This window comes from Mesorhizobium qingshengii (assembly GCF_027563465.1).
In the GTDB taxonomy this organism is placed as follows: Bacteria; Pseudomonadota; Alphaproteobacteria; order Rhizobiales; family Rhizobiaceae; genus Mesorhizobium; species Mesorhizobium qingshengii_A.
On sequence record NZ_JAPFQA010000030.1, the window covers coordinates 22,368 to 30,943 of the forward strand.

Genomic DNA, 8,576 nt, shown 5'->3' on the forward strand with positions numbered 1-8,576 from the left:
TGGAGCGGGCCGGGGATCGACAGCATCCCCGGCGCCATCCATGATCGATTGTGATGCCGGACGACAGAAGCAACGAAACCAGACCTTCTCCCGACGCACTGCTTGAGCATGCCGAGCGGGAGGGGCGCGGCCGGCTGCGAATATTCCTCGGTGCCGCTCCCGGCGTCGGCAAGACCTACGAGATGCTGATGTCGGGCCGCGCCAGGCTGGCCGACGGCTTGGACGTGGTGATCGGCGTCGTCGAGACGCATGGCCGCAAGGAAACGCTGGCCCTGGTCGAGGGTTACGAGGTCATTCCCCGCCGCAAGGTCGAATACAAGGGGCGCATCCTCGACGAGATGGATATCGACGCCATCATCGCCCGGCGGCCGGCGCTGGTTCTCGTCGACGAACTCGCCCACACCAACGCGCCCGGCAGCCGCCATCCCAAACGCTATCTCGACGTCCAGGAAATCCTGACCCAGGGCATCGACGTCTACACGACGCTCAACATCCAGCATGTCGAAAGCCTCAACGACGTCGTCGCCCAGATCACCAAGGTCAGGGTCCGCGAGACGGTTCCCGATTCCATCATCGACCAGGCCGACGATGTCGAGATCATCGATCTCACCCCCGACGACCTGATCAAGCGGCTTGAGGAAGGCAAGGTCTATTTCCCCAACACCGCGCAGCGTGCGATCGAGAACTATTTCTCGCCGGGCAATTTGACGGCGCTGAGGGAACTGGCGCTGCGCCGCACCGCGCAGCGCGTCGACGACCAGTTGCTGATCCATATGCAGGCCCACGCCATTCCCGGGCCGTGGGCTGCCGGGGAAAGGGTCCTCGTCTGCCTTGACGCGCGCCCGGGCGGAGCGGCCCGCATCCGCTATGCGCGCCGGCTGGCCGACCGGCTGCGTGCCCCGTGGACGGCACTGCATGTCGACAGTCCTCGCTCGGCCAGCATGCCCGAGGAGGACAAGGACCGGCTCGCAAACAATTTGCGCCTCGCCCAACAGCTTGGCGCCGAGGTGACGACCATTCCCGGGCAGAATGTGGCGCAGGACATCGTGCGTTATGCGACGGCGAACAATTTCACCCATATCGTGGTCGGCAGGCCGACCCGCTCGCGCTGGCGCGAATTGATCGAAGGCTCGCTGACCTATGATCTCATCCGCAATGCCGGCGACATCAGCGTCCATGTCATTTCGGGAACCGAACGCAACGCCGAGGCGACGTCGAGGAATGTAAGGACCGCGGACGAGCAGACGCAATTCCGGATCTGGCCCTATCTCCTGGCCACGGCCTATGTCGCGGGCTCGCTCGCCTTCGCCGTCCTGCTCGACCAGTTTCTCGATGTTCGCAACCTTGCGATCATCTTCCTCATCGGGGTCCTGGCGTCGGCGGTGTCCGGCGGTCTCTGGCCGGCTCTGTACGCCTGTCTCGTCAGCGCCCTGGCCTTCAACTATTTCTTCCTGGAGCCGCGCTACACGCTGACGATCCGGGATCCGGAGAGCATTGTCGCGCTCGGCGTGTTCCTGGTTATTGCCGTCATTGCCAGCAATCTGACGGCACGCGTGCAGCGTCAGGCGGTCGCCGCCCGCTCACGGGCGCGGGCCACCGAAGACATCTACCTCTTTTCAAAGAAACTCGCCGGTGCCGGCACGCTCGACGACGTTCTCTGGGCCACCGCCTTCCAGATCGCCTCGATGCTGAAGCTGCGGGTGGTGCTGCTTCTGCCCGAAGACGGAACGATCACCGTCAAGGCCGGCTATCCGCCCGACGATACGCTGGCGGAGGCCGATATCGCGGCCGCCCGCTGGGCCTGGGAGCACAACCGCGCCGCGGGGCGCGGCGCCGACACGCTGCCCGGCGCCAAGCGCCTCTATCTGCCCTTGCGGACAGGGCGCACGGCGATCGGTGTCGTCGGTCTGGACAACGACAAGCAGGGCCCGCTGCTGACGCCGGAGCAACAGCGCCTGCTCGACGCGCTGGCCGACCAGGCAGCGGTCGCCATCGAGCGTATCCAGCTTGTCGCCGATGTCGATCGGGCCAAGCTCGCCGCCGAGGCGGACAGGCTGCGCTCGGCCCTTCTCACCTCGATCTCGCATGATCTGAAGACGCCGCTCGCCGCCATCATGGGTGCTGCCGGCACGCTGCGGGAATTCGCACCGGCACTGCCCGAACAGGACCGGGCTGAGCTGCTGTCGACCGTGCTCGACGAATCCGAACGCTTGAACCGCTTCATCGCCAATCTGCTCGACATGACCAAGATCGAGTCCGGCGCGATGGAGCCGAACTACGCCTTCCACTATGTCGGCGACATGGTCGGCTCCGCGTTGCAGAGAGCCAGGAAAATCATCGGCGAGCACAAGATCGAGACGGACATCCCCTCGGATCTGCCGATGTTGAAGGTCGACCCAGTCCTGTTCGAGCAAGCGTTGTTCAATCTCCTCGACAATGCCGCAAAATACGCGCCGGCCGGATCGACGATCCGCGTGCAGGGCTGGACCGACAATGGTTCCGTCATCTTGCAGCTCATGGATGAAGGGCCGGGCATTCCTCCCGGCGACGTGGAACGGATTTTCGATACCTTCTACCGGGTGCGCAAGCGCGATCAGGTCCGCGCCGGCACCGGGCTTGGGCTGTCGATCTGCCGTGGCTTCGTCGAGGCGATGGGCGGCACGATCTCGGCGGCGAACCGAACCGACCGTTCGGGCGCGGTTTTCACCATCAGGATGCCGAGGACGGCCAACCTGCCCGATCTAGGTGCCCCGATTACGGACGATCACGATGTTGGTGACCTTGCATGACAAACGCGAACGTCAGGATACTGGTTGTCGATGACGAACCGCCGATCCGCAAGCTGCTTCGCGTCGGCCTCGGCAGCCAGGGCTACGCGGTCAGCGAGGCGCCGAACGCCAGGGTGGCGATCGAATTGATGGAGGCGGAGAAGCCCGATCTCGTCCTGCTCGACCTTGGCCTGCCCGGCATGGGCGGCCACGAGCTCTTGCGCAAATGGCGCGACGACGGCCTCGATATACCAGTGGTCATTCTTTCCAGCCGCACCGATGAGGCCGGCATCGTCAACGCGCTGGAACTCGGCGCCGACGACTACGTTACCAAGCCTTTCGGCATGAACGAGCTGATTGCTCGCATCCGCGTGGCGCTGCGGCACAAGTTCCAGCAACAGGGCGAGAAGCCGGTGTTCCACACTGGCGACCTGTCAGTCGATCTGGTCAAGCGCATCGTCAAGGTCGAAGGCAAGGACGTAAAGCTGTCGCCAAAGGAATACGACATCCTGCGCATCCTGGTGCAGCATGCCGGCAAGGTGTTGACCCATCATTTCCTGTTGAAACAGGTCTGGGGCGATACGACGGATGTGCAGTATCTCAGGGTCTACGTCCGGCAGCTCAGGCAAAAGATCGAGAAGACCCCCGACCAGCCGCGCTACATCACCACCGAGACCGGTGTCGGCTACCGCTTGCGCGAGGTCGAATGAGCGAGAGTCCATTCCACCTCTCGGGACTCTGTCCTAGCCGATAGCCTCCTGCAGCCGGTTTGCCGTCGTCGATGTCCGCAACGCCGCCAGGCAGCCGACAATGCCGAGCGGCACGAAAGCGAGGAACAGCCAGGTCGCGACATTTGCCGCCGCGTCATGGTTCAGTCCCTCCGAAAAGCCGCTGGCATTGGCGACGATCCCGGCAAGTGCGGCACCCACGGCATAGCCGATGCGCTGCATGGTTGGCACCGCCGCGGAGGCGATGGTCTGTTCGTCGTGTCGCGCCGACGCCACAATGACGCGCGTGAGGAAGGGCCAGGCGATGCCGAAGCCGCCGCCTTGCAACAAGGCGCACATCAGGATCAGAGGAATGGACCCAGCCGGTATCGTATAGGCAAAACCGGCAATGCCGCAGGCGATCATCACCGCGCCGCCGACGATGATCAGCCGTTCGCGCCGCGGCGGCGCATTGGCGACGAGGATCGACAGGATCGACCAGGCGATCGATTCGGCGGCGATGATGTAGCCGGTGGTCAGCAGCGGAATGTCGTGCAGGCTGGTCAGCAGCAGCGGTCCGTAGACGCCGAAGGAGCAGGTCGCCACCGAAAAGGCGGCGACCATGGTCATGCCGGCACCGACCGGCGTGCGCCACGAGAACAGCCGCGCCGGGAAAAGCCGGGAGCGCGGCTTCAGCGCGTCGATGTAAAAGAACAGCGCCAGGCCAATGAGGCCGAGGACCATCAGCACCGAGGAGCGCAGCAAGGCGATGTCGACGCCGGCCGAGGCGATCAGCACCACGGCTATGGCAAGGCAGGCGAGCGCGATGAAGGGGAAGGGCGGCGCCTTGCCGCTGGTCGCCTGCGGCCTGGTTGCCTCGGGCGTGTTGAGGACAATCACGCTGGCCAGGGCCATGGCGGCACCACCGAAGGTGAAGATGCCGAAGGCCCAGCGCCATGACAGGAGCTCGGTCATGATCGCACCGAGCATCGGCCCGCTGAAAGCGGCGACGCCCCAGATCGCCGACATGATGCCGAAGAGCTGCGGCCAGATGGCGCGTGAAAACAGCCGTTCGACCGAGACGAAGGCCAGCGACACCAGCGCGCCGCCGCCAAATCCCTCGACCAGGCGGCCGGCAAGGAACAATTGCATGGAAGGCGAGGTGGCGCAGATCAGCGCCCCGGCGGCATAGAGCAGGGCCGCGACCACCATGTTGGTGCGCAGCGCCACATAGCTCACCAGCCGTCCGGCCGCGGCACCAGCGACAATGGCCCCGAGCTCGTAGATCGCCAGCGACCAGCCGACGAGCTGCACGCCGGCCAGTTCGCCGACCATGGCGGGCATCACGGTCGCCACCATCGTCTCGTTGGTGGCATGCAAGAGGATGCCGAGGCTGATGAAACAGAAGCGCGCCAGGTCGCCGCTTGCCCACAATGCGCGCCAGTCGACCCTGTTTGTGCTGATTTCGGTCATTCTCGCCTTCCATATCTCGATGCGAGCGCACGACACCAGAAGCCAGTATGGGTTTCCGGCAGGACCATGCGCATCAGCAAGGCCTGGCAAGGCGCTGCTCCATTGGGGGCAGGGTTGTAGAACCTCAACCGTGGTTGAGCTCAAGCAGTTTTTTGAGAGTCTGTTCTCGCGGCAGCCTTCCAGGATTGGCTGCCTTCGTCGCGCTCAATTCTCGGTGCTGCGCAACTGGAACTGGCTGACGCCGATCGCGAGGTTGATGCCGGTCTGCGTCTGGAGGCTGAGCGGCTGCAAGGTGAAGGCCTGCGAGGAGCCGCCGACCAGCAGATTGGCACCGGCGCCGACGGCGGCCGTCACTTCGGCGCTGGCGCCGACATAGTCTCCAGCCAGCGCGCCCGGCGCGTAGATGTTCTTCAACGGCGTCAGCACCAGCCACTGCATCACCGACTGCTTCGTGGTGCCGATGTCGAGACCGTATTTGTTGACAGCGCCGAAATAAGCTTCCGGCGCAAAGCTCTTGTCGGTCGGGGTGAAGGTGCAGCTCAAATCCTTGCTCGAGCCGAAGATGAAGCCAGTGCCGCCGCCGATGGCGCAATCAAGCGTGCCGAGCTCTATGCCCCGGTCCTGCGCCCGAGCCGCGCCGGCAAGCACGGTTGCGATTATGGCAGCGGCGAAGGCTGTCTTCGGCATGGCGGTCCCCTCAAAATCAAACGGCGCGGAACCATCCTATCCGGTTCCGCGCCGCAGGGTGAGGGGCATGGAGCACTTGCTCCATGCATTTACTTGAACGAGTGGATCAGCTCGAGCGAGGTCACGGCGACGGCAAGATTGACGCCGGTCTGCGCCTGGACGCTGAGCGGCTCCAGCATGAAGGCGCTGTTCAGTCCACCGACCAGCAGGTTGGCGCCGCCACCGGTGACAACGCTCGCTTCGGCGTTGACGCCATAGTAACTGCCAGCGAGATCGCCGGCGTCGTGGTTGCGCGTTGCCGCCAGCACGGCCCAGACGAGCTGGCCCTGATGGGTCTTGCCGACATCGACGCCGATCTTGGAGATGACGCCGGTATACATCTCCGACGGGCCGCCATGATGCGGCCTGAAGGTGCAGGACACGCCCTTGTTGGAGGCGACGATGTAGCCGGTGCCGCCATCTATGGTGCAGTCGAGCGTGCCGAGCTGCAGCCTGCCGGCGCTGGCCGGGGCGGCGGCGAATACCGTCGTGGCAAGGGCAGCGGCGCAGGCGAGTTTCTTGATCATGGGTGGGTCCTTTCGCAAATTGCTTCGACGTAACGGCTTGGGTGGCCAGACCGTTCCGCCGAAAACTTGGCGCGAACAAGGCAAGGGCCGACAGCCCGCCGCCGGGGTTAACGCGCGGTTGCCGGATCGACGGCGATCCGCAGTGCCGCGTGTCCTTTCGGACACGCAGAGGACACCGCGGCACTTGGATGGATGCAGGTGCGCTGCCGAAATCGATATCAGCTGACGCGGGCCAGACCGTCCTTGGCCGGCTGGTAGGTGGGGTCGAGGTGAACCGCTTCGCGATAGGATTTCGCCGCCTTGGCCTTGTCGCCGCGCCGCTCGTAGATCAATGCCTGGTTGGCCCAGGCCTCGGCGTTCTTGCCATCGAGCTTGATGGCCATGTTGAAGTCGGCGAAGGCGTTGTCCTCGTCGTTCATCGCCAGATAGGAAAGACCGCGGCCGTTGTAGGGTTCGGCAGCATCAGGCGCGAGCGAGATGGCGGTCGAGAAATCCTCGATGGCGAACTTGTGCTGGCCCTGGCTCTGATAGATCAGGCCGCGATTGTGGTAGGCACGGGCATCGGTCGTGTCGAGCTGGATTGCCTTTTGGAAGTCATTGAAGGCCTCCTGGGTGCGGCCCGCCTTGCGGTAGAGATTGCCGCGGCCGATATAGGCGGCGTCATAATTGCCGTTGATCTGGATCGAGTGGTTGTAATCGTCGAGCGCGGCCGCCTGATTGCCGAGGAAGCGCTGGATGAGCGCGCGGTTGGAATAGGCCTGGAAGAAATTCGGGTTGAGCTGGATCGCGGTGTTGAAATCCTTGAGCGCCGCCTGGTACTGGCCGCCCCGGCCATAGGCCGAGCCGCGCACATTGTAGCCTTCGGGATCCTGGGGATTGCGCTGGATCACCGCCGACAGCGAGGAGATGTTCTCGCTCGACCCTTGCGCCTTGTCGATGTTGTTGAATTCGCCGGTCGGGCCAGCCGTCTGGCAGCCGGCAAGCACCAGGCCGGAAAGCAGGGCTGCCGTCAGGGCGAAACCACGCAATGCGGTCCCGCGCTCCACGCTTGTTGCGTTCATGTCTGCCCTGTCCTCACTTGCGCCGCGTCGTTCAGGTCCGGATCCCCCCTCCGGGCCGGGTCACAATCAAAACAAAAAGGTGGCGGCGATTCCACATCGCGCCACCTTGGATATCCTTCGAAAAGGACGAAAAATTGGCGTTAGAACCGCGGCGGACGCGGAGCACCACCTGCACCGCCGGCCGCACCAGCGGCAACCGGGCGAGGCGTCATCGGCAGCAGGCCTTCGCGCTGTGCGCGCTTGCGGGCCAGCTTGCGGGCGCGGCGCACGGCTTCCGCCTTTTCACGGGCGCGCTTCTCGGAAGGCTTCTCGTAATGTCCGCGCATCTTCATTTCGCGGAAAATGCCTTCACGCTGCATCTTCTTCTTGAGAGCGCGAAGCGCCTGATCAACATTGTTGTCGCGGACGAGTACCTGCACGGGCAATCCTGTCTTTCGGGTTTGATATCAACAGGCGAGCGGCCATAGCCACCAGCCTCCGCGGCGGTTTACACCACGAATTGTGGCGGCTGATAGCAGAATCATCCCGCGCTGTCCACAGCCGAAATGAACGGGCGGTGCCAAACAGTGGTCACTGGCCCGGGATAGGCGCCCGACTAAACCGTGGCCAGGTGCAACCGTTCGAAATCCTCGAAGAACTCGCCATAGTCGCAGGTGATCTCTTCGCCCGCGGCGATATCGCGGGTCGCGGTTGCGCCGCCGTATTGCGAAAAATCGGTATTCGGATTTCCGGCATGGTTCATGAAGCGCCCATTGTCGACTTCATAGACCATGAACCCTGGCTGATCCGGGCTCGGATAGGCATAGCGGTCGAGCAATTCCCTGAGATGCGCGGGTGCCGCCTCGTATTTCTCCGTCGGGACCAGCCGATCGAAGTCTGGATCGAGCCGCCAGATCGAGGCGCCTTTCCTGATCGGCTCTGCGGCGAACACGCCGACACCTTCGATCGCACTCGCAGCCACATAGGTTCTGATCAGCATCATGTTTCCAAGACCCGCTTTTTGACAGCAAACGGAATCGCCAAATCGCGCGGAAAAAGCAAGACCGACGGCCTGCGTCACGGCAACGAACAGGCCTATTCGCCGCGAAAAGTCCATCACGTCCGGTTGATCGACGGCAGCCCCGGGAACGTTCCAGAAACGGCATACGTTTGACAGCAAAATCGATGACGTCAACCAAGCAGATTTTACGTTGCCGGCGCTGCCATGACATTTGATAAATGAACGCCATTTCGCATCGTCTCTGACCATATGTTAATAGTTATGCGGGGCTCGACTACAAATGAGTCGATTTGGGAGGGGGCGGGATGTCACAC

The 8,576-nt window shown here is 63.5% G+C and carries 8 protein-coding genes; 2 read left to right on the plus strand and 6 right to left on the minus strand.

What is annotated here, in order from left to right; genetic code table 11:
- Positions 1 to 53 precede the first annotated feature (53 nt).
- Positions 54 to 2,789 (plus strand): sensor histidine kinase, encoded by a 2,736-nt coding sequence (locus OOJ09_RS30740; protein ID WP_269908812.1) that lies wholly within the window; start codon positions 54 to 56, stop codon positions 2,787 to 2,789.
- On the plus strand, positions 2,786 to 3,478 hold the full coding sequence (locus tag OOJ09_RS30745; protein WP_269908813.1) for a response regulator transcription factor: 693 nt from the start codon (positions 2,786 to 2,788) through the stop codon (positions 3,476 to 3,478). Before OOJ09_RS30740 ends, OOJ09_RS30745 begins: the two co-directional genes overlap by 4 nt.
- Before the next feature lie 33 nt (positions 3,479 to 3,511).
- Here the strand turns inward: OOJ09_RS30745 and OOJ09_RS30750 are convergent, their stop codons facing one another.
- The 6 genes from OOJ09_RS30750 to OOJ09_RS30775 form a co-directional block, all read right to left on the minus strand.
- On the minus strand, positions 3,512 to 4,948 hold the full coding sequence (locus tag OOJ09_RS30750) for an MFS transporter (protein WP_269908814.1): 1,437 nt from the start codon (positions 4,946 to 4,948) through the stop codon (positions 3,512 to 3,514).
- Between the two features lie 204 nt (positions 4,949 to 5,152).
- Complete coding sequence (locus tag OOJ09_RS30755; protein WP_269908815.1) at positions 5,153 to 5,635, minus strand: DUF992 domain-containing protein; 483 nt, start codon at positions 5,633 to 5,635, stop codon at positions 5,153 to 5,155.
- A gap of 89 nt (positions 5,636 to 5,724) precedes the next feature.
- Positions 5,725 to 6,201, minus strand: a complete 477-nt coding sequence (locus OOJ09_RS30760) for a DUF992 domain-containing protein (RefSeq protein WP_269908816.1) — start codon at positions 6,199 to 6,201, stop codon at positions 5,725 to 5,727.
- A 218-nt stretch (positions 6,202 to 6,419) separates the two neighbouring features.
- Positions 6,420 to 7,262, minus strand: coding sequence for a tetratricopeptide repeat protein (locus OOJ09_RS30765; RefSeq protein ID WP_269908817.1), 843 nt, complete (start codon positions 7,260 to 7,262; stop codon positions 6,420 to 6,422).
- 140 nt (positions 7,263 to 7,402) lie between these two features.
- Positions 7,403 to 7,681, minus strand: a complete 279-nt coding sequence (gene rpsU, locus OOJ09_RS30770; protein WP_023810129.1) for a 30S ribosomal protein S21 — start codon at positions 7,679 to 7,681, stop codon at positions 7,403 to 7,405.
- Positions 7,682 to 7,857: 176 nt separating this feature from the next.
- Positions 7,858 to 8,244: an SET domain-containing protein gene (locus tag OOJ09_RS30775; protein WP_420107574.1), complete on the minus strand. Its 387-nt coding sequence runs from the start codon at positions 8,242 to 8,244 to the stop codon at positions 7,858 to 7,860.
- Between the last annotated feature and the right edge of the window lie 332 nt (positions 8,245 to 8,576).